The 20,206-nt window shown below is 67.5% G+C and carries 20 protein-coding genes and 1 tRNA gene; 17 read left to right on the top strand and 4 right to left on the bottom strand.

Translation table 11 applies throughout. From position 1 onward, the window contains the following. Positions 1-380 precede the first annotated feature (380 nt). A tRNA-Ser gene (locus CMO28_RS04190) sits at positions 381-470 on the bottom strand. 898 nt (positions 471-1,368) lie between these two features. On the opposite strand from CMO28_RS04190, the gene CMO28_RS04185 reads away from it, so the two are divergent. The 9 genes from CMO28_RS04185 to CMO28_RS04145 all read left to right on the top strand — a co-directional run bounded on the left by CMO28_RS04185 (position 1,369) and on the right by CMO28_RS04145 (position 10,519). Continuing rightward, positions 1,369-2,520 (top strand): lytic murein transglycosylase, encoded by a 1,152-nt coding sequence (locus tag CMO28_RS04185; RefSeq protein ID WP_082828754.1) that lies wholly within the window; start codon positions 1,369-1,371, stop codon positions 2,518-2,520. 119 nt (positions 2,521-2,639) lie between these two features. After that, the gene (locus tag CMO28_RS04180; RefSeq protein ID WP_296710072.1) at positions 2,640-3,617 is read left to right on the top strand and encodes a septal ring lytic transglycosylase RlpA family protein; all 978 of its coding nucleotides are present in this window, start codon (positions 2,640-2,642) and stop codon (positions 3,615-3,617) included. A 73-nt stretch (positions 3,618-3,690) separates the two neighbouring features. Next, positions 3,691-4,929, top strand: coding sequence for a D-alanyl-D-alanine carboxypeptidase family protein (locus tag CMO28_RS04175; protein WP_296710065.1), 1,239 nt, complete (start codon positions 3,691-3,693; stop codon positions 4,927-4,929). Between the two features lie 14 nt (positions 4,930-4,943). Then, a complete protein-coding gene (tmk, locus tag CMO28_RS04170; RefSeq protein WP_296710081.1) occupies positions 4,944-5,618 on the top strand; it encodes a dTMP kinase in 675 nt (224 codons plus the stop codon). Beyond that, complete coding sequence (locus CMO28_RS04165; RefSeq protein ID WP_296710061.1) at positions 5,615-6,742, top strand: DNA polymerase III subunit delta'; 1,128 nt, start codon at positions 5,615-5,617, stop codon at positions 6,740-6,742. The genes tmk and CMO28_RS04165 overlap by 4 nt, the downstream gene beginning before the upstream one ends. A gap of 85 nt (positions 6,743-6,827) precedes the next feature. After that, positions 6,828-8,378 (top strand): methionine--tRNA ligase, encoded by a 1,551-nt coding sequence (gene metG, locus CMO28_RS04160; RefSeq protein WP_296710055.1) that lies wholly within the window; start codon positions 6,828-6,830, stop codon positions 8,376-8,378. Between the two features lie 55 nt (positions 8,379-8,433). After that, positions 8,434-9,240 (top strand): TatD family hydrolase, encoded by an 807-nt coding sequence (locus CMO28_RS04155; RefSeq protein WP_296710051.1) that lies wholly within the window; start codon positions 8,434-8,436, stop codon positions 9,238-9,240. An 8-nt stretch (positions 9,241-9,248) separates the two neighbouring features. Further along, positions 9,249-10,085, top strand: coding sequence for an MBL fold metallo-hydrolase (locus CMO28_RS04150; protein ID WP_296710048.1), 837 nt, complete (start codon positions 9,249-9,251; stop codon positions 10,083-10,085). An 8-nt stretch (positions 10,086-10,093) separates the two neighbouring features. Beyond that, positions 10,094-10,519, top strand: a complete 426-nt coding sequence (locus CMO28_RS04145) for a hypothetical protein (RefSeq protein WP_296710042.1) — start codon at positions 10,094-10,096, stop codon at positions 10,517-10,519. 2 nt (positions 10,520-10,521) lie between these two features. On the opposite strand, the gene CMO28_RS04140 is transcribed toward CMO28_RS04145, so the two are convergent. After that, positions 10,522-11,115 (bottom strand): TetR/AcrR family transcriptional regulator, encoded by a 594-nt coding sequence (locus tag CMO28_RS04140; RefSeq protein WP_296710036.1) that lies wholly within the window; start codon positions 11,113-11,115, stop codon positions 10,522-10,524. 61 nt (positions 11,116-11,176) lie between these two features. Further along, positions 11,177-12,364, bottom strand: a complete 1,188-nt coding sequence (locus CMO28_RS04135) for an MFS transporter (RefSeq protein ID WP_296710033.1) — start codon at positions 12,362-12,364, stop codon at positions 11,177-11,179. A gap of 192 nt (positions 12,365-12,556) precedes the next feature. Here CMO28_RS04135 and CMO28_RS04130 point away from each other — a divergent pair, with 192 nt between their 5' ends. The 5 genes from CMO28_RS04130 (at position 12,557) to CMO28_RS04110 (ending at position 15,843) form a co-directional block, all read left to right on the top strand. Further along, entirely contained in the window at positions 12,557-12,898 is a 342-nt protein-coding gene (locus CMO28_RS04130; protein ID WP_296710030.1) for a YkvA family protein, read from the top strand. A 71-nt stretch (positions 12,899-12,969) separates the two neighbouring features. Further along, positions 12,970-13,530, top strand: coding sequence for a sigma-70 family RNA polymerase sigma factor (locus CMO28_RS04125; RefSeq protein ID WP_062767701.1), 561 nt, complete (start codon positions 12,970-12,972; stop codon positions 13,528-13,530). Then, complete coding sequence (locus CMO28_RS04120) at positions 13,514-14,284, top strand: anti-sigma factor family protein (RefSeq protein WP_014745204.1); 771 nt, start codon at positions 13,514-13,516, stop codon at positions 14,282-14,284. Before CMO28_RS04125 ends, CMO28_RS04120 begins: the two co-directional genes overlap by 17 nt. A 91-nt stretch (positions 14,285-14,375) precedes the next feature. Continuing rightward, the gene (locus CMO28_RS04115; RefSeq protein ID WP_014745205.1) at positions 14,376-15,092 is read left to right on the top strand and encodes a Bax inhibitor-1/YccA family protein; all 717 of its coding nucleotides are present in this window, start codon (positions 14,376-14,378) and stop codon (positions 15,090-15,092) included. 148 nt (positions 15,093-15,240) lie between these two features. Beyond that, positions 15,241-15,843, top strand: coding sequence for a DUF2076 domain-containing protein (locus CMO28_RS04110; RefSeq protein WP_296710022.1), 603 nt, complete (start codon positions 15,241-15,243; stop codon positions 15,841-15,843). Positions 15,844-16,125: 282 nt separating this feature from the next. On the opposite strand, the gene CMO28_RS04105 is transcribed toward CMO28_RS04110, so the two are convergent. Further along, positions 16,126-16,905 carry a GNAT family N-acetyltransferase gene (locus CMO28_RS04105; protein ID WP_296710019.1) on the bottom strand — a complete coding sequence of 260 codons (780 nt, stop codon included), beginning with the start codon at positions 16,903-16,905 and terminating at the stop codon, positions 16,126-16,128. Between the two features lie 277 nt (positions 16,906-17,182). On the opposite strand from CMO28_RS04105, the gene CMO28_RS04100 reads away from it, so the two are divergent. From CMO28_RS04100 to CMO28_RS04090, 3 genes are all read left to right on the top strand, one after another. After that, positions 17,183-18,205 (top strand): LLM class flavin-dependent oxidoreductase, encoded by a 1,023-nt coding sequence (locus CMO28_RS04100; protein ID WP_062767709.1) that lies wholly within the window; start codon positions 17,183-17,185, stop codon positions 18,203-18,205. A 159-nt stretch (positions 18,206-18,364) separates the two neighbouring features. Then, complete coding sequence (gene mazG / locus CMO28_RS04095) at positions 18,365-19,288, top strand: nucleoside triphosphate pyrophosphohydrolase (protein ID WP_296710014.1); 924 nt, start codon at positions 18,365-18,367, stop codon at positions 19,286-19,288. Next, complete coding sequence (locus CMO28_RS04090) at positions 19,288-20,043, top strand: SDR family oxidoreductase (protein ID WP_296710010.1); 756 nt, start codon at positions 19,288-19,290, stop codon at positions 20,041-20,043. Before mazG ends, CMO28_RS04090 begins: the two co-directional genes overlap by 1 nt. Positions 20,044-20,206: the final 163 nt, after the last annotated feature.

The raw sequence follows: 20,206 nt of genomic DNA, 5'->3' as shown, positions 1-20,206 counted from the left end.
CGGATGGCTCTGGCATTTCTCCGCCTCGCCATGATCCGGATCATGATGCGGAGAATCGCAAGGAGCCGGAAACCATAGATAACTTCTCGGACGGACTCTAAGATGCGTGGCCGCTCACCCGAAAAAATCGGAGTCCGCGCAGACGCTACGAACCAATCCTGATGAGCAAAGGCGCAACAGTAAGGGCAGCTGAATGCGGGCAGGCCGAGAGACGGCGGGACATTGTTCATCGGCTGTTTCCTGATACGAAAATGCCGCTACGAACGTAATCGTCGCGATCCGTATCCTAATCAATGCTCATGATTTTTTGCAGGGGGCCGCTTCAATCGATGCGACCTCGCTATAACCTGATAGACGTAGAACCGATTGATCGGCGGTCATGGCGGATGGGGTGGGATTCGAACCCACGGTGGGCATGACCCCACGCCGGTTTTCAAGACCGGTGCCTTAAACCGCTCGGCCACCCATCCGGTTCGACATGGGTAGCAGAAGGCGAGGGGGGCGGCAAGACGTGCGAACGCAGGCCCCGGTGCGAAAACGCCGGGCCTGTGCGGTCCATGACGGGCTGGTGGGGCGGAGAGAGCGCCGGCGGCGTCGGGGCGGGGTGGACGGGAAAGTCCCCCGGGACCCGACGCCGCCGGGCCCGACAGTCGGACGGGGCGAGCCGCGCGCCTGCTCCTGAGGTACCCTGCCGCCTCTGCGGGGGTGTTGCGGCTCTCCTCCGGTGCGCGGTCCGTCGCGGTCCCGTCGGGATCATGGCACGCCGTGGGGTCTGCCAACCGCTGCCATGGTCCGTCTTACCGGCCTCTGGCGGGTCGGCGGCCGCACGGCGCGTCCCTCGGGCGGGTGCCGCCGTCGCCGCGGGCGGGGAGCAGCCGCACGCGCGTGTGCCGCTTGCAACTCCGACCGTTCATGCGGGCGGCCCGACGTCACATGGTGGAGGATCACTCCAGGCACATAACCGCACGCCCGCTTTTGCGTGCAGGACGCCTAATCAACCTCCGGCGGGGATGTCACGGGTCCGAGAGCGGGGACCGTCACCCTGTCGTGAACGGCTGCCGACCTCGCCCGGCCTTTATGCGGCGGCCCCGTCTCTGGGGCGTCCCGGCCTCGGGGTTTCGTCCTGCTTCCTGTAGGTTAGGGATGGGATCGGTTTTCACCGCCGGCAAGCCCGGCGGGTGATTTTTCGCCCGATTTTTTTCACGGCATTTTAACCATACCGGCAGTGTGGCCCGAAGCGGGGGGCCTGCGTAAATTCGAGCATGCGGGGCCCTGGCCGGGCTTGCCGCACGCGGAAGACGTGTGGCACAACCGGATGCGACAGGACGCCCCTGACCCTCCTCCCCAGAGAGCATTCCGGAGATCGGCATGATCCGCGACACCGGCCTTCCCACGACCGACCACCGCCCCGCGATCCGTCCGGAAAGGCGGGTGGCACGGCTGATGGCCGCGACCGGCCTGGCCATGGTGCTGGCCGCCTGCGGCGGCGGACGTGGCGCGGAAGAGGCGGTCGCCTCGGTCCAGCCCCAGGCAGTGGCACCGCAGCCGCCAGCCCAGCCCGCCGCCCCGGTGCCGGTCTCGCTGGCCCATGCCCGCACCGTCAGCCCGGCCGACCCGGCCTTCGATGCCTGGGTTCAGGGGGTGAAGAAGGAAGCGCGCGCCCAGGGGATTTCGGAAGGCATTCTTGATGCCGCCTTCCGCGACGTCACCCCGATTCCGCGGGTGGTGGAACTCGACCGCTCGCAGCCGGAATCGACCATCACCTTCGAGCAGTATATGACCCGGGTGGTGCCGCAGCGGCGCATCGATCAGGGCCGGCGCCTGCGTGCCGAGTTCCAGGCCGATCTGGCCGATGTCGAGGCACGGTTCGGCGTGCCGTCCGAGGTGGTGGTGGCGCTCTGGGGCGTCGAGACCGATTACGGCCGGGTGACCGGCACCTATCCGGTCATCGCCTCGCTGGCGACGCTCGCCTATGAAGGGCGGCGAGCCAAGTTCTTCCGGGGCGAGCTGCTGCACGCGCTCAAGATCCTGGACGAGGGCCATATCTCGCCCGCCGAGATGCGCGGATCCTGGGCCGGCGCGATGGGCCAGAGCCAGTTCATGCCGTCGAGCTTCGTGTCCTATGCCGTCGATGGCGACGGCGATGGCCGCAAGGACATCTGGAACACCCGCAAGGACGTCTTTGCCTCGGCCGCCAACTATCTGTCGCGGCGCGGCTGGAACCCGGATTTCGGCTGGGGCGGGCCGGTGGAACTGCCCAAGGGCTTCGATCGCAGCCGCATCGGCCTCGACGGCGAGAGCCGGACGGCAGCCGCCTGGGCGGCGGCCGGCGTCACGGGCAAGGACGGGGCTGCGCTGCCGGTCACCGGCAATGTGCCGGCGAAGATCGTGCTGCCCGGCGGCCGCAACGGTCCCGCCTATCTCGCGACCGAGAATTACGAGGTCATCCTGCGCTGGAACCGCTCGCAGTACTTCGCGACTGCGGTGGGCACCCTTGCCGACCGGATTGCCGGCCGCTAACATCCGGTCCCGACGGCGTTTGAAATCACGGCGCCGGCGCCGCCCCGACAAGGGGCAGCCGGGTTCCGTATCGCTGACACACCACCCATCTCCGCCCCTCTCCGGGAGACGACACGTCCATGGCTCCACCCGTCGACGGCCGCGCCGCCCGCGCTTCCCGCCGCACGCTGATGCTCACGGGCGTGGCCCTTGCCGCGCTGGCGCTGGCCGCCTGCGCGGGGCGGCCGACCCAGCCGACATCGTCCGCCCCGGCTGTGGGGCAGGGCACGACGCCGTCCTCAAGCTCGGCCGCCCGGCCCAACCAGAAGATCGGCAAGCCCTATCAGGTGATGGGCCGCTGGTATTATCCGGCCGACGAGCCGGATTATCGGGCAGAGGGCGTTGCCTCCTGGTACGGGCCGACCTTCCACGGCAAGTACACGGCCAATGGCGAGGTCTATGACCAGAACGCGCTGACCGCCGCCCATACCACTTTGCCGCTGCCGTCGATCGTGCGGGTCACCAATCTCGAAAACGGCCGGGTGCTGATCGTGCGCGTCAACGACCGCGGCCCCTTCGTGGGTGACCGGGTCATCGATCTGTCCAAACGCTCGGCTCAGCTGCTGGGGGTGATCCAGAAGGGTACGGCCAGGGTGCGGCTTGAAAACGTTACCGAGGAATACGGGCTCGACTACCTGCCCGAGGCGGATGGCGTGATGCTGGCATCGCTCGGCGCCGAGGCGACCGCAACCCCGCCCGCCACCTCACCGCGCGGGCCCGTGGTCGCCACCGCGAGCATCGTGGAAGAACAGGTCGAGGCCGTGCCGGCGGGAGAGGTCTTCGCGACCCCGGTACCCCCGCCCGCCGGTACCCGCACGGCGCCGGGATCGGACCGCACCTATGTCCAGGTCGGCGCCTTCCGCGAACCCGAGAACGCGCGCGCGCTGGAGAACCGGCTGCTCGACTACGGCCACACGGTGATCGCACCGGCCGATGTCGACGGCCAGCGCTTCTATCGGGTCCGGATCGGCCCGTTCAAGGCCTCACGCGACGCGGAAAAGGTGGTGGCGCGGCTGAGCCGCGACGGCTACGGTCGCGGCTCGATCGTCACGGACTGACGGCGACGGGCCTTTGTCGCCCGCCTTCGCCGGTCCATCTTCAAGTCCTGAGCAGACGAGCTATCGAAAGAGCATGACGGTGATCGCACAGAGCTTGCGCAACGGCACGACGTTCCCCCGCCGCCGGCGCGACATCCGCGGCGTCACGGCACGGATGAGCGCCGGTATCGCCCTGCTGGCGTCGGTGCTGGCTTCCGGGACGGCGCTTGCCGCCGCCCCCCATTTCGAAAGCGCCGCCAAGCAGGCCATCCTGCTCGACGACACCACCGGTGCCGTGCTCTACGCCAAGAACGCCGACGAGCGCATGGCGCCGTCGTCGATGAGCAAGCTGATGACCGCCTACATCCTGTTCGAGCGCATCAAGGAAGGCCGGGTGTCGATGGACGACGCCTTCCCGGTCAGCGAACGTGCCTGGCGGATGGGCGGCTCCAAGATGTTCGTGGAGGTGAACACCCGGGTGAAGGTTCAGGACCTGATCCAGGGCATCATCGTCCAGTCCGGCAACGACGCCTGCGTCGTGGTGGCCGAAGGCCTGGCCGGCAGCGAAGAGGCCTTCGCACGGCTGATGAACGAAAAGGCCCGCGAGCTGGGCATGACCGGCAGCCACTTCATGAATGCCTCGGGCTGGCCCGATCCCGAGCATTATATGACGGCCCGCGACCTTTCGACGCTCGCCCGGCGGATCATCGACGACTTCCCCGAGTTCTATAAATTCTATTCCGAGACCGAATACACTTATAACGGCATCAAACAGGGCAACCGCAACCCGCTGCTGTACAAGGATATCGGCGTCGACGGCATGAAGACCGGCCACACCGAAGCCGGCGGCTACGGTCTGACCGCGTCGATGAAGCAGGGCGACCGGCGGCTGATCATGGTCGTAAACGGTCTCGGCAACGTCAACGAGCGCTCCAACGAGGGCGAGCGGCTGCTGTCCTGGGGCATGCGCGAATTCGAGAACCGCAAGCTGTTCTCCGCCGGCGAGGTGGTGGAGAGCGCCGAGGTCTGGCTGGGCGATCAGGGCACCGTGCCGCTGGTACCGGCGCGGGATCTGGTCGTCACCCTGCCGGTGGCCGATCGCGACAATCTGGCCGCCAAGGTGGTCTATGAGGGTCCGATCCAGGCACCGATCGCCCAGGGTCAGGAGATCGCGAAGCTGGTGGTCGACGTGCCCGGCGTCGAGCCGCTTTCGGTGCCGCTGGTCGCCGGCCAGAATGTGGCCGAGGCCGGGCCGGTCGGCCGGATCCTGGCTGCGATCTCGCACTTCGTCTCGGGCGCTGCCGGCGGCGGCGAACCCCAGACGCAGCAGTGACGGGCCCCGCAGTGATGGCGCGCGGCCGCTTCATTACCCTGGAAGGCGGGGAGGGGGGTGGCAAGTCCACCCAGCTTCGCCGCCTGGCGCGGCATCTGCGCGGGCAGGGGATCGATGTGGTCGAGACCCGCGAACCGGGAGGTGCGGCCGGCGCCGAGGCGATCCGGCCGCTGCTGACCCAGGGAGATGTCGCCCGCTGGGACGTGCTGTCGGAAACCCTGCTGCTCGCCGCCGCCCGGCGCAATCATGTCGAGCAGACCATCCGCCCGGCACTCGATGCCGGGCGCTGGGTGATTTCCGACCGCTTCATCGACAGCACCCGCGCCTATCAGGGCGGCGCCCGCGGGCTCGACCCCGCCGTCATCGCGACGCTTGAAGGCTGGGTGCTGGACGGGCTGATGCCGGATCTGACCGTGATCCTGGATCTTCCGCCCGAAACCGGCCTGGCCCGCGCCGGGCGGCGGATCGAAACCGCGGCGCCTGCGGCGCCCGGCGCCGGCGAAGACCGGTTCGAGCGCATGGGGATCGATTTCCATCAGGCGCTGCGACAGGCCTTTCTGGCCATCGCCGCAGCAGAGCCCACAAGATGCGCGGTCGTGGATGCCACCGCCGATATCGACGCGGTCGAGATCGCCATCCGCGAGGTGGTGGCCAGCCGCCTGGCCCCCGGCCGGGACGTGGGCCCATGAGCGAGGTTGTCTCGGGCCATCCGCGGTTCACGCCCCAACTGGTGGGGCACGAGGCTGCGGAGCGGGGCTTTCTGGAGGCCTGGAACGGCGGCCGGCTCGCCCATGCGTGGATGATCACCGGGCCGCGCGGGCTGGGCAAGGCGACGCTTGCCTATCGGATCGCCCGCTTCGTGCTGGCGACCACCGAGGATGCCGCCCGGGCCGCGACCGACGGGGCCGGGCTGTTCGGCGGCTCCCCGCTCTTCGATCCCGCGACACCGCCTGCAAGTCTCGACATCTCTGCCGAGCATCCGGCTGCCCGGCGGATCGCAGCCGGCAGCCATCCCGACCTGCTGGTGCTGGAACGCGGGGTGGACGACCGGGGCCGCCCGCGCACCGAGATCACCGTGGGCGAGGCCCGGGAACTTCGCCCGTTTCTGGGCCAGACATCGGCCGCCGGCGGCTGGCGGGTGGTGATCATCGATGCCGCCGACGAGATGAACCGCAATGCCGCCAATTCGGTGCTGAAGCTGCTGGAAGAACCGCCGGCGCAGGCGCTGATCCTGATGGTTGCCCATGCGCCCGGCCGGCTGCTGCCCACCATCCGCTCCCGCGCCCGACGGCTGGCGCTGGCGCCGCTCGACGATGCGCGGATGGAGCGCTTTCTGACCACGCGTCTGCCGGAACTTGCGCCGTCACGGCGCGCGGTCGCCCGGGTCATGGCGGAAGGCGCACCCGGCCGCGCCCTGACGCTTGCGCAGGGGCAGGGGCCCGAGCTGCTGGCTGCCCTGATCGCCTGCCTCGACACCGGCTGGCCGGTGCCGGACTGGAAGGCCCTGATTGCGCTGGGGGAGGCGGTGGGCCGGCCCGATGCGCTGGAGGCCTATGAGACCCTGGTCGAGGCCTGGGGCTGGTGGATGGCCCGATGGCTGCGCGCCCATGCACGCACGGGCGGGATCGGCGAGGAGGTGATCCCCGGAGAAGCGCGCCTGGCTGCGCGTCTGGCCGGGGCGCGTCCCCTTGAACAATGGGTCGAGCTGTGGGATAGGTTGAGCGCGCGGCTCCGCCAGGCGCTCTCCGCAAATCTCGACCGCAAGCAGGTGCTGATCACCGTCGTTGCCGAGTTCGCGGCGGCGAGCGGTTGACGACGCCGTACACGATGCCGAGATGAGACCGACCCGGCCCCGCGACCCCGTGAGCGGCCGGCCCTCCCCTGTCCGGAGACGCCCGATGTCCGCGGCCGACGCCTTCTACGTCACGACGCCGATCTATTACGTCAACGACAAGCCCCATATCGGGCACGCCTACACGACGATCTCGTGCGACGTGCTGGCCCGGTTCATGCGTCTGGACGGCAAGCGGGTGATGTTCCTGACCGGCACGGACGAACACGGCCAGAAGGTCGCCAAATCGGCCGAGCTGAAGGGGGTCGACCCGCAGGCTTTTACCGACGAGGTGTCTGAGCGCTTTCGCGAACTGACCGGTCTGCTGAACGTCAGCAATGACGATTTCATCCGCACCACCGAGCCCCGTCACCGCGAAGCCTGTCAGGCGCTATGGAAGACCCTGGTCGACAAGGGTGAGATCTATCTCGGCTCCTATGCCGGCTGGTATTCGGTCCGCGACGAAGCTTTCTATCAGGAAAGCGAACTGGTCAACGGCAAGGCCCCGACCGGCGCCGAGGTGGAGTGGGTGGAGGAGCCCAGCTACTTCTTCCGGCTTTCGGCCTGGGGCGAGAAGCTGCTGGCGCATTACGAGCGCAACCCCGACGCCATTCAGCCGGTCGGCCGGCGCAACGAGGTGCTGAGCTTCATCCGCAGCGGGCTCAACGACCTGTCCGTGTCGCGGACCACCTTCTCGTGGGGCGTGCCTGTGCCGGGCGATCCGGCCCATGTGATGTATGTCTGGATCGATGCGCTCACCAACTATCTGACCGCGATCGGCTATCCCGACACCTCGGACGAGCGTTTCAAGACCTTCTGGCCGACCGTGCATCATACCGTCGGCAAGGACATCGTCCGCTTCCACGCCGTCTACTGGCCGGCCTTCCTGATGGCTGCCGGCCTGACCCCGCCGCGCCGGGTGTTTGCCCATGGCTGGTGGACGATCGAAGGCGAGAAGATGTCCAAGAGCCTGGGCAACACGGTCGATCCGCACGACCTGGTGTCGACCTATGGCCTGGACCAGACCCGCTATTTCCTGCTCCGCGAAGTGCCCTTCGGCAATGACGGCGACTTCTCGCGCCAGGCGATGATCGGGCGGATCAACAACGATCTCGCCAATGATTTCGGCAATCTGGTGCAGCGCGTGCTGTCGATGGTGACCAAGAACTGCGCGGGCAAGGTGCCGAGCCCCGGCGTCGATGCCGCCATGCTCGCCCAGGAGCCGTTGATCGCCGAGGCTCACAACCTGATCAGCCGCGTGCGCCCGTTGGTGACCGCCCAGGCCTACAACAAGGCGCTGGAAGAAATCTGGGCCACCGTCGGCGCCGCCAACCGCTATATCGATCGCGAGGCGCCGTGGACGCTGCGCAAGACCGATCCGGATGCGATGAACCGGGTGCTCTATATCCTGATGGAGACCATCCGCCATCTGGCGATCGTGGTGCAGCCCTTCCTGCCGACCTCGGCAGCGCGCATCCTGGACTTCCTGAAGGTCGATGCCGCCGATCGCAGCTTCACGGCACTGGGCACCAAGCACGCTCTGGTGCCCGGCCGCGAGATCGGGGCGCCGCAGCCGATCTTCCCGCGCATCGACACGACTGCGAAGACTGAAGGCTGACGCATCCGCGAAGAGACGCGCAGCCGACCGATCATCCGGAACGAAGACGGGTCACATGCTGGTCGACAGCCACTGCCATCTCGATTTCCCCGATTTTGCCGAGGAACTCGATGCCGTACTCGACGCGGCCCGCGCCTCGGGCGTGATCGCCTTCCAGACCATCTCCACCCGGCTTTCCACTTACGAGCGGGTGCGGGCGGTGGCGGAAGCCCATGACGATGTCTGGTGCTCCGTCGGCATTCATCCGCACGAGGCCGGCCCCGAGGGGCCGGTCGCGGCGGAGACGCTGATCGGCCTGGCCGCCCCCGATGCCAAGGTGATCGGCATCGGCGAGACCGGCCTCGACTACTATTACGGCAAGAGCCCGCGCGAGGACCAGATCCGGACCTTCGAGGCCCATTGCGAGGCGGCCCGCGCCACCGGGCTGCCGGTGATCATCCACACCCGCGATGCCGACGACGACACCATCGACGTGCTGACCCGGCAGATGGGGAAGGGGGCCTTTCCGGGCCTGATCCACTGCTTCACCGGAACCGACCGCCTGGCGGATGCGGCACTCGAGATGGGGATGTCCATCTCCATCTCGGGCATCATCACCTTCCGCAATGCCGAAGACCTGCGCCAGACCGTGAAGCGCGTGCCGCTGGACCGTCTGCTTGTCGAAACAGACGCCCCCTATCTGGCGCCGGTGCCGAAGCGCGGCAAGCGCAACGAGCCGGCCTTCGTCGCCCATACCGCCGCCTTCCTGGCCGGGCTGAAGGAGGTGACGGCGGACGAGTTGGGAACGGTCACCACCGACAATTTCTACCGCCTGTTCTCCAAGGCGATCCGTCCTGCCGCGACGGGGGCCACCGGAGCGTGATGTCGCCGATGCCCCCGCACCCTGACCCGCGCACACCGCCCGCCCCCGGGCGGATCCGCGTGGTGGTGCTGGGGTCGGGCACGTCTGCGGGCGTGCCGGTGGTGGGCTGTGGCTGTCCGGTCTGCCTGTCGTCCGATCCGCGCGACCGCCGCCGTCGTGCCTCGATCATGGTCGAGACCGCGACCACCCGGATCGTGGTCGATACCGGGCCGGATTTCCGCGACCAGATGCTGACAGCGCGGGTCGACCGGCTGGACGCGGTGCTCTACACCCATGCTCATGCCGACCATATCCACGGCATTGACGATCTGCGGCCTTTCGCCTTTCGGACCGACCGGCCGACGCCGGTCTATGGCGACGATTTCACCATCGATCGGCTGTTCGACGGCTTTCGCTACGTCTTCCCGAACCCGGCCAAACCAAACCCGCTCTATCCGCCGACGGCCGAGGCCATGCGGATCGCGCAGGATGCCGTGTTCACGGTCGGCGATATCCGCATCCAGGCCTTCCCGCAGACCCATGGCCGGATCGCCAGCCTCGGCTTCCGCTTCGGACCGATCGCCTATTCGACCGATGTGAATGCGCTCGACGATGCCGCCTTCGATGTGCTGGCCGGCACCCGCCTCTGGATCGTCGACTGCCTGCGCGAACGGCCGCACATGACCCATTCCTGGCTGAGCCAGACCCTGGGCTGGATCGACCGGGTGGCGCCCGAGCGGGCATTGCTCACCCATATGAACCACGAAATGGGCCATGCAGCACTGGCAGCGAAACTGCCCGAAGGCATCGAGCCCGCCTTCGACGGCCTGGCGGTCGAGCTGGCCTACGAGACCGAGGAAGGGTGAGCAGCATCATGGATCCCCTGATCATCAAGACCATCTTCCTCGGCACGCTGCGGGATCCGATCCTCTGGATCCTGTGTGCCGTGCTGGGCTGGCAGACTGACCGGCCGCTCCACAAGCTGCTCTGGATGCTTGTGGCGGGCGGACTGTTCTTCGGCCTGTTCCGAGGGCTGGTCTATCGTTACGGCTTCGACGAGGCCCTCACCGGCGACACGTTCGGGATGGTCATCGCCTCGGCAACCCTGCTCACCATCGCCGGCGGCATAGCCGTGTTCGGGCTGCGCTCCGCCTGGCTGGCGCGAGGGAAGGCACGGGAGACGGCCCCGCAGGATACGGGCCGAAAGGGCGGAAGCCGGAAGGGCGGAACGAGGCCGGTCCAGACCGATGCGTCGCGCAGGCGCCACAATGACGACCGGGCCCGCAAGCGGCGGAGCTGATCTCAGTCAGCGGTCAGCGCCGTGCGAAGCCCCGCCTCGATATAGGCATAGGCGCGCTCCCTGAAGCTCGCGCCGTCGGCACCAAGCCGCAGAAAGTCCGAGATCACGACCTCGGCAAGACCGTGAACCTGGGTCCAGACCATCAGGGCCAGAAAGCCGATCCGATCCGCCTCGCAAACTCCGGCCATCTGCGCCCGACGGCGCACTTCCGCAAGCAATGGGGCGAAGGCGGCTTCCGACGCGGCCGCAAGCGCTGCATTGGCGGGATCACGGGCCTCGCCCGAGCGGTGGATCAGCCGGAAGAGATTGGGATGCTCCACGGCGAAGCCGACATAGGCATCCAGCAGGTCGCGTAGCGATTGGGGTGCCACGGCCAGACAGCGCGCCCGGAGCAGGGCATAGCCCTCGATCATCACCGCGTGCTCGAACGCACGCCGGTCGGTGAAGTGGTGATAGGGGGCGGCCTCGGACACCCCGACCACCTTGGCAAGCGGCCTCAGCCCCAGGGTCGAGGCGTCGTGGTCCTTAAGATGAACGATCGCCGCCTCGACCAGCATTCTGGGGAGGTCGCCGTGATGATATCTGGCCTTGGCCATCGGCCCTTTCCGTGACGCTGACAGCACTGCGCGGCCATAGTGATCAGGGCCAGCCGATTGTTCAACGGCTTCCGCCCGCGTGTCTGGCCAGAAAGCAGAGGCAGGCGGCACCGGCGAGGCCGCTCATAAGGGCAGGAACGGCCAGTTCGGCCGGCCCACCGACCGCAGGCACCAGGCCGGCCCCCAAGGCGCCACCGGTGATCTGAACAAGGCCGATCAATCCCGATGCCAGACCGGCCCGGCTGGAAAAGGCCGTCATCACCGTGCTGCCGACCACCGGCAGCACCAGACCGAGCCCCAGATCGAAGATCGCCATGGCGGCAAGCATCGGTAGCGGCGCCACCGGAAGGGTGAGCATGGCGAGCGTACCGGCAACGGCGATGCCGGCGCCGACCCGCATCAGACTGCGCGGACGCATGCGGTCTGCCAGCCGCGCGGCAAGCACGGTCCCGATGACGAACCCACCCATGGTGAGCAGCGGAAACGTGCCGACCACAGAAGCGCCCAGCCCCAGGCCCTGCACGAAAATCGCAGGCGCTCCGACCAGAAAGGCGAACAGCGCCGCAAGAAGCAGTGCGCTGCCGGCAAGGGCAGTACCGACGCCCGGCTCGCGCAGCATTCCGGCATAGCTGCACGGCAGGGCAGTGATCGGCGTGGCGGCGGTGCCCAACGGCCGCGTTTCAGGCAACCGGCGCAGAAGCGGCAGCAGCAGGGCGGCATAGACGAAGGCGACCAGGAAGATCGCCCGCCAGCCGACGCCATCGGTCAGAAGTCCGCCGATCAGCGGCGCCGCCACCGGAGCGACCGAGAAGACCAGGGTGATCAGGGCCATGATCCGCATCAGCGCCGCCCCGTCATGACGGTCACGGGCGATTGCGCGGCCGACCACAAGTCCGGCACAGGCACCGACGGCCTGAAGAATGCGCGCCGGAATCAGCCAGATCGCCGAAGGTGCCGCCATCGCGATTACACAGCCGACAAGGTATGCCGCAAATCCCGGCACCAGCACCCGACGACGCCCGATGCGGTCGGAAAGCGGCCCCAGGATCGGGTTGGCGAGGGCGAAGGCGATCAGACCCGCGGTCACCGTCGCCTGAACGGTCCCAAGGCCGACCCCCAGATCATTCGCCACGGCCGGCAGGGCCGGCAGCCAGGCGGTGGCGGCAAACTCCCCAAGGCCGGCCATGCCGGCGAGAAGCAGGATCAGGCGCCGATCGGCTGCCGGCGCGGAACCGGACTGCATGGTCATGAGGTATATCCTCCAATCTTATCGTTGTTAAGATATGCACCTGAGACGGCCGGTCGCACAAGGGGAAAGCAGGGGCGGGGGCCGGGATCTTGGCAAGGCTCTCCGCCGTTCCCATGTGAAGAGCGCCGGGGTACGCCCCGCCGGGCGGCCGAATCCTTCGCCGCCCCTCTCGAATGGGAGACGCAGCCAGCCATGGCCCGACTGCGCCTGTTCCGCGTCGCTGCCCTGCTCGGGCGCGATGCCCTTGCCCTCGTCTCCAGCATCCGTGACCGCCGTCAGAGCTGGGCGGCCAGGGCTGCTGTGATCGGCGTGCTCGCCTATGTATTGAGCCCGCTCGACCTCATCCCCGATGTGCTGATGATCTTCGGCATTCTGGACGATATCGCCGTGGTGAGTTTCGGCTTGCGCTGGGCTGAACGGCGAACGCCGCCTGAGGTCCTGGACGACCATCGCGGCCGGGTGAACCGGCTGTTCGACCGCTGGTTCGGCCGGCCGTCGGAGCCGGCGCGGGAGCCCCGCTGGACCCGCAACTGACCGGGTCAAAAAAATTCCGAAAAAAATACGACGGCCGGGATGAAACCCGGCCGTCGCTGCGTCTACGGGATATGAGCACGACACGCAATGGCTTCGATGTGGTTGGGGAACTGGGGGCGCTTCGGCGTTATGCCCGGGTGCTGACCCGCGACGAGGCGGATGCCGAGGATCTCGTGCACGACGCGCTGGTCCGCGCCTATGAAAAGCGGGGCAGCTTTCGCAGCGGCGGCAATCTGAAGGGTTGGCTGCTGGCGATCGTGCACAACACCTTCGTCTCCGCCCGGCGCGCGCGGCTGGCGCGTCAGACCCGCGAGGAGCGCTCGGCCGAGCTGGAACCGCTGCATGCGGAACCGGCCCAGGACGGCGCCGTCCGGCTCGACGAGGTGCGGCGGGCATTCCTGCAGCTCCCCGACGAGCAGCGCGAAGCGCTGCATCTGGTGGCGATCGAAGGGTTGTCCTACCAGGAAGCGGCGGCAGCGCTCGACGTGCCGGTCGGAACATTGATGTCGCGGATCGGCCGCGCGCGGGCCGCCCTTCGGGCGCTCGACGAGGCCGGGCCCGCAGCGGCGCGGACCGCCGGTTCCCCGCCGAAGCTTCGAATCGTTGGAGGGTCGGATGACGGCACCGACTGAGCGCCTGCCCGACTTCGACCTGCATGCCTATGTCGACGGACAGCTCGACATTGCGCGGCGGATGGAGGTTGAGGATTACCTGTCCCGCCATCCCGAGGTGGCGGCGCAGGTGATGGCCGATCTGCGCACCCGCGATGCGCTCCGGATCGCCTTCGGTGGCGCCCAGGGCCGTCCGTCGCCGCGGCTGATCGATGCGGCGCGGCGTGTGGAACGCGGTCTGGCCTTTACCGGCGTGATGCGTCGGATGCAGCGGGCGGCAGCGGTGGTTGCCCTGCTGTCGATCGGCTGGGCGGCCCATGCCCAGTTCGGTGGCATCTCGACCAGCGAGGCGGCCCCCACGCCGCCGGGCTTCGTAGACGAGGCGCTGATGGCGCATCGGGTGGCGATGCTTCGTCACGGCATGGTGTCCGCGCCGACGGCGGCGGCCTTCGACGCCCAGGAAATCCGCCAGGCCACGCGCATTTCCCTGCCGGTTCTGCCGGAAGACTGGCGCGTGATCGATGTCCAGGTTTTTCCGTCCAATGACGGCCCGAGTGTCGAGATGACGATCGAGGACCGGAAACTCGGACGGATGTCGCTCTTCGCGGTCAGGGTCGACGAGTTCGACGTCTCCTGGCCGCAGGAAGTGAAGGCGGAAGACGAGGCGGCCGCCTTCTGGCAGATCGGCGATCAGGCCTATGTCCTGACCGCCTCTGTCGCGGACCCGCGCGATCTCGGCAAAGCCGCGGATCGCCTGGCCCGCAGCCTCTACTGAACGATCGAACGCAAACGCAACGGCAATGAGTTGACGAGGGCCCCCGGCGGCAATGCCGCCCGGAACGGGCCCCCAAAGGGGACCACACCAGATGAACCTGCCACCCTTCGCCCGCGAAGCGGCATATGCCCAGACGGGCGCCGCGTTTGACGAAGGCCTCCGGCGGCACATGCTCCGGGTCTACAACTACATGGCCCTGGGGCTCGTCCTCACCGGCATCGTCGCATTCGTGGTGGGCACCACGCCCGCGCTTTATGTGCCGATCTTCAGCACGCCGCTCAAATGGGTGGTGATGCTGGCGCCGCTCGCCTTCGTGCTCGTGTTCTCGTTCCGCATCCACAAGATGTCGGCTGCCGGAGCACAGACCGCCTTCTGGGCCTTCTGTGCGGTCATGGGCCTGTCGCTGTCGTCGATCTTCCTGGTCTTCACCGGCGCCAGCATCGCCCGGACCTTCTTCATCACGGCCGCCATGTTCGGCGCCACCAGCCTTTACGGCTACACCACCAAGCGGGACCTGTCGAAGTTCGGCTCGTTCCTGGTCATGGGCCTGATCGGCGTGATCATCGCCAGCCTGGTGAACATTTTCATCGGCTCGTCGATGCTCCAGTTCGTGGTCTCGGTGGCAGGCGTTCTGGTCTTCGTCGGCCTGACCGCCTGGGACACCCAGTCGATCAAAGAGCAGTACTCCGAGAACTGGGATCATGAATCGAGCCAGAAGCTGGCGGTGTTCGGCGCGTTCTCGCTCTACCTGAACTTCGTCAACCTCTTCCAGCTGCTGCTGAGCCTGACCGGTCAGCGCGAGGAGTGACGGCCGCCGGTGCCGGGGCAGGGGGCTTCAAGGCCTCCGCCCGGCGCCGGAGGGCAGGGGTGCCGCCAGCACCTCGCGTCCCGCGCGAAGTCCGCCAGGCTGCGACTATCATCACACGTCATCCGTCATCACGGGAACAGATCACGTCATGGACGCCCAGGACCGCAAAGCCATCGACGACCTCTTTGCCAAGCTCGGCCAGGTCGAACGCAGCGCCGGTGCGCGCGATGCCGAGGCAGAGCAGTTCATCCGTCAGCGCGTCGACGCGCAGCCCGGCTCGCCCTACTACATGGCGCAGACCATCGTCATCCAGGAGCATGCGCTGAACGCGGCGCAGGCCCGTATCCAGGAGCTGGAGCAGCAGCTCGCCAGCCGGCCCGCCTCGGGCGGTGGCTTCCTCTCCGGCCTGTTCGGCGGCGGCAGCCGCCAGACTCCGCAGCCGCAGCCCCGGCAGGCATATGCTCAGCAGGGCTATGGCCAGCAGCAGCCGGGATACGGTCAGCAGCCGGGCGGGGCCCCCTGGGGGGCGCAGCCTCAGCGTTCCGGCGGCGGGTTCCTGGCGGGTGCCGCCCAGACCGCCATGGGTGTCGCGGGCGGCGTGGTGCTCGGCAACATGATCGCCGGCATGCTCGCACCCGATGAAGCCATGGCGGCCGCAACCGAAGCCATGCCCGAAGAGCTTGATCCCGCGGCCGACATGATGGCCGACGAGGGTGGCGACTTCTTCGGCGGCGACGAGGAATTGTTCTGATTTTCCATCGGGCTGGCTGCCCATGTTCAGCCCGATGGTCCGACGTTCGGCGAAGTCGTCCTCGAGACCCCTGGCGCTTCGCTGACACCGGCCGGCACGGCCATTTCGACCCTGCCCACGTCTCGTGCCGGTCCGCTTCCGACCCGTCCGCCCTGACGGCCGGAAGCCTTGCCCAACCGGTCCGGTTGCCCCCGGATCGGTCGCCGATGCGGAAGTGACTTGGCCGGGAAACGGTTTGCCGTTTCCCGGCATTTTTTGTCGGCTAAGGCCCGTATCTTCGACTCAGGCCTCGTCGCGGGCAAAGATCATGATGCGGAACAGCTCGACGAAGCCGGCATGGGTATAGAGCGCCGTGCCGTCGACGGATGCCTCCAGACAGCAGGCGAGGGCACCCCGCATCTCTGCCAGCTGCAGGGCGTGAGCGACCAGCCGGCTGCCATAGCCGCGCCCCTGCCGGGCCGGCAGCGTGCCGACATCGTCGAGGCGCGCAATCCGGCCCGCCATGGACAGGGTCGCCGAGCAGACCGGCTCGTTCTCTACGAAGCCGGTCAGATGCACCAGACGATGTCCGGCATGCCTGGCTGCATGATGGCGATCGCTATACTGCCGCGAAATCTCGGGCCCGCCGCCGAAAGCTTCGGCCAAGGGGCGGCTCCAGACCTCAAGGTCGTCGATGGCCCGGACCACAAGGTCGACGCCGACGGCACCCGGCCGGGGCTGCCGCTTCGCCGGATCGATCGTCATCGCCGTCGTAATCCCGGACGGCGTCAGCCCGTAGCCGGCGGCCCAGGCTTCGTATGCCGACGCCCGGTCTTCAGGCAAAGCGAGCGAGAAGGGCAGGCCGGCGCCGGTCATGAAGGCAACCCCACGATCAGCCGCGGCGTCCGGCGCTTTGGCCGGCAGATGCAGGGACAGCAGGTTCAGGGCAGCCGTTTCCACGCCGGTGACATAGGCCCGGACACTTCGCCCGAAGCCTTCATGCTGGGCGCTGATGGCCGTGAAGAAATGATCCTCGGCGCGATACCAGTTGGGGGTCGCTGTCCCGTGTCGGAGGTCGGTCAATGTCGATCCCTTATGGCTTACCGACCCTCGGGTCTGGCTGGCAGTGTGGCGCGGCAGAATGCATCAAGACCGGGCACCGGTCACCAAACCATATGCCAGGCCATGACAGCGTCCCCTATAATCCAGATCTTATTTTCCATAATGTTGCTTATGCGATTCATTCGGATGCCTGAAGATGCCTGGAAGGGCGCGATCATGCAACGCGACAGGTGCAATCCCGACCGAATCGGTCTTATATAGACCGGACCACCCGAACCCGACCGGGAGCCCGCATTCCATGAGCCTTCTTGCCCAAACCCGGATCTCCGTACTGGACCTGTCGCCGATCAGGGCCGGCCATCCGATTGCCCAAAGCTATGCCGACAGCCTCGCTCTGGCGCGCCATGTCGACGAGCTGGGCTATACCCGCTACTGGCTGGCGGAGCATCACAACATTCCCGGCGTCGCCAGTTCGGCCACCGCCATCCTCATCGGCCATATTGCCGGAGGCACGCGCCGGATTCGCGTCGGATCCGGCGGCATCATGCTGCCCAATCACGCCCCCTTGATCGTCGCCGAACAGTTCGGAACGCTGGAGAGCCTGTATCCGGGCCGCATCGATCTGGGCCTTGGACGGGCGCCCGGAACCGACGGCTTGACCGCACGGGCGCTGCGCCGCGACCTGACCGGCCGCCCCGAAGACTTCCCTGCCCTGCTGATGGAGCTGCGCGGCTTCCTGGCCAAGCCGGAATCCTCGTCGCCACGCCGGGTGCGGGCGATTCCGGGCGAAGGCCTGGAGGTGCCGATCTGGCTGCTCGGCTCCAGTGATTTCAGCGCACGCCTTGCCGGCAAGCTGGGCCTGCCTTTCGCCTTCGCGGGCCAGTTTGCACCGCGCTACATGCTGGAGGCACTGGCAATCTATCGCCGGGCCTTTGAGCCGTCGGAGACGCTGCAGGCCCCCTATGCGATGATCGGCACCAACGTGATTGCCGCCGAGACCGACGAGGAGGCCGACTATCTCTCGACCTCGGCAAAGCAGCACGTACTGAACCTGATCCGCAACGACATGCAGCCGCTGGCACCGCCGGTGGACGACATGGACGCGCTCTGGTCGGTACACGAAGCCCGGGCCGTGGAAGACTTCCTTAGCGCCTCGATCATCGGTGGCCGCGAGACCGTCCGCAAGGGGCTGGAACGGTTGATCGGGCTGACCGGCGCCAATGAGGTGATGATCAATGCGGCGATCTACGACCAGGATCTGCGTCGTCGGTCGTTCTCGATCGTCTCAGAGCTGAAGACTGAAGCGGCACAGGCCGCCTGACCTGCCGGGAGCCTGACTCACTGGGCGGCCCTGCGCCGTGCGGAAATCCACCAGATGGACCTGCGGTGGTTCATCATGGACCCGGGGCGGCGGCGGCGGTATGAAAGGGGCCCCGACACGGCCGAAGCCGCCCCTCTCCATCCAGATGGAAGCCGCCCGATGACGGACGCCGCCCCTGCTCGCCCCGCCCTGCCCGACGACGCAACCGTGGACCGCCGCGACATCCGGGCCCTGCTGCGGGTGATGGCGCGGCTGCGCGACCCCGAGAGCGGCTGCCCCTGGGACGTTGCCCAGGATTTCTCGACCATCGCACCCTATACGATCGAGGAAGCCTACGAGGTTGCAGACGCCATCGATCGCGGCTCCATGGCCGATCTGGTCGACGAGTTGGGCGACCTGCTGCTCCAGGTGGTCTTTCATGCCCGCATGGCCGAAGAGGCCGGCGCCTTCGCCTTCCCCGATGTGGTGGAGGCGATCGTCACCAAGATGATCCGCCGGCATCCTCATGTCTTTGCAGAGGATGGCGGGGCCGACCAGGATGCCGTGCGCCGGCGCTGGGAGGATATCAAGGCGGAAGAACGCGCCGCCAAGGCCGCCCGCGCCGATGCCGCCCCGGCCACCGCCCCAAGCCTGCTGGATGATGTCGGCCAGGCGATGCCGGCGCTGATGCGCGCCGCAAAGCTCGGCAAGCGCGCCGCCCGGATCGGCTTCGACTGGCCGGATGCCCGGAGCGTGCTCGACAAGGTCGCCGAAGAGACGGCAGAGCTGCGTGAGGCGATGGACGCCGGCCATCACGATGCCGTGCGCGAAGAGGTGGGCGACCTGCTGTTCAGCGTTGCCCAGCTTGCCCGCAAGCTTCATCTCGATCCCGAAGATGCCCTGCGGCGGGCCGATGCCAAGTTCGAGCGGCGGTTTCGCGCCCTCGAAACCCGGCTCACAGCTGAAGAAGGCACAGCTGAAGAAGGCGATGGGCCGGTCGATGCCGACCGGCTGGAAGCGCTCTGGCAAGCGGTGAAGGCTTCCGAGGCCGAAGCCGCTCGCACACCTGAAGACCTCCCCGGACCAGACAAGGAGACGACGTGATGTCCGACCGCCTGACCGTCCTCATCACCGGCGCGACCGCCGGTTTCGGCGCCGCCATCGCCCGCGCCTATGCCGCCTCCGGCGACCGTCTGGTGCTGGTCGGGCGCCGTACCGAGCGTCTGGAGGCGCTGAAGGCCGAACTTGGGGGCGAGGTGCATGTGGTCACCCTCGACGTGCGCGACCGCAAGGCCGTGGAAGAGGCGATGGCCGCCCTGCCCGCCCCCTTCGACGCCGTCGACGTGCTGATCAACAATGCCGGCCTCGCCCTGGGCCTCAACCCGGCCCCCAGCGCCGATCTCGACGACTGGGACACCATGATCGACACCAACATCAAGGGTGTGACCTATATGACCCGCGCGATGCTGCCGGGCATGGTCGCCCGCGATCGCGGTCATATCATCAATCTGGGCTCGGTTGCCGGCACCTATCCCTATCCGGGCGGCAATGTCTATGGCGGCACCAAGGCTTTCGTGCACCAGTTCTCGCTGAATCTGCGGGCCGACCTGCTGGGGGCCAATGTCCGCGTCACCAGCATCGAGCCGGGCATGGCGGATACCGAGTTCAGCACGGTACGCTTCGGCGGCGACAAGGAACGGGCCGCGAAGGTCTATGAAGGCATGACGCCGATGAGCGCCGATGACATCGCCAACGTCATCCACTGGGTCAGCAAGACCCCCCGGCACCTCAACATCAACGTGCTGGAGCTGATGCCGGTCATGCAGGCCTTCAACGCCTTCGCGGTGAAGCGCGGCTGAAGCCGGACCCCGCCCATCATCAGAAAGCCCGCCCCGGTGCGACCGGGGCGGGCTTTTTCTTTCCGGAATTCCAGAAGATCCGTCGATAACTCTTTGTCAGAAAAAGAAGAAGGCCGCAGCCCCGTTTCCGGGACTGCGACCTCCATCGATACATAGACCGTCG

This window comes from Tistrella sp., from assembly GCF_002684955.1.
GTDB classification, from domain to species: Bacteria; Pseudomonadota; Alphaproteobacteria; order Tistrellales; family Tistrellaceae; genus Tistrella; species Tistrella mobilis.
The sequence above is the reverse complement of the archived record's forward strand: the minus strand, read 5'-3'. Positions and strand labels throughout refer to the sequence as shown.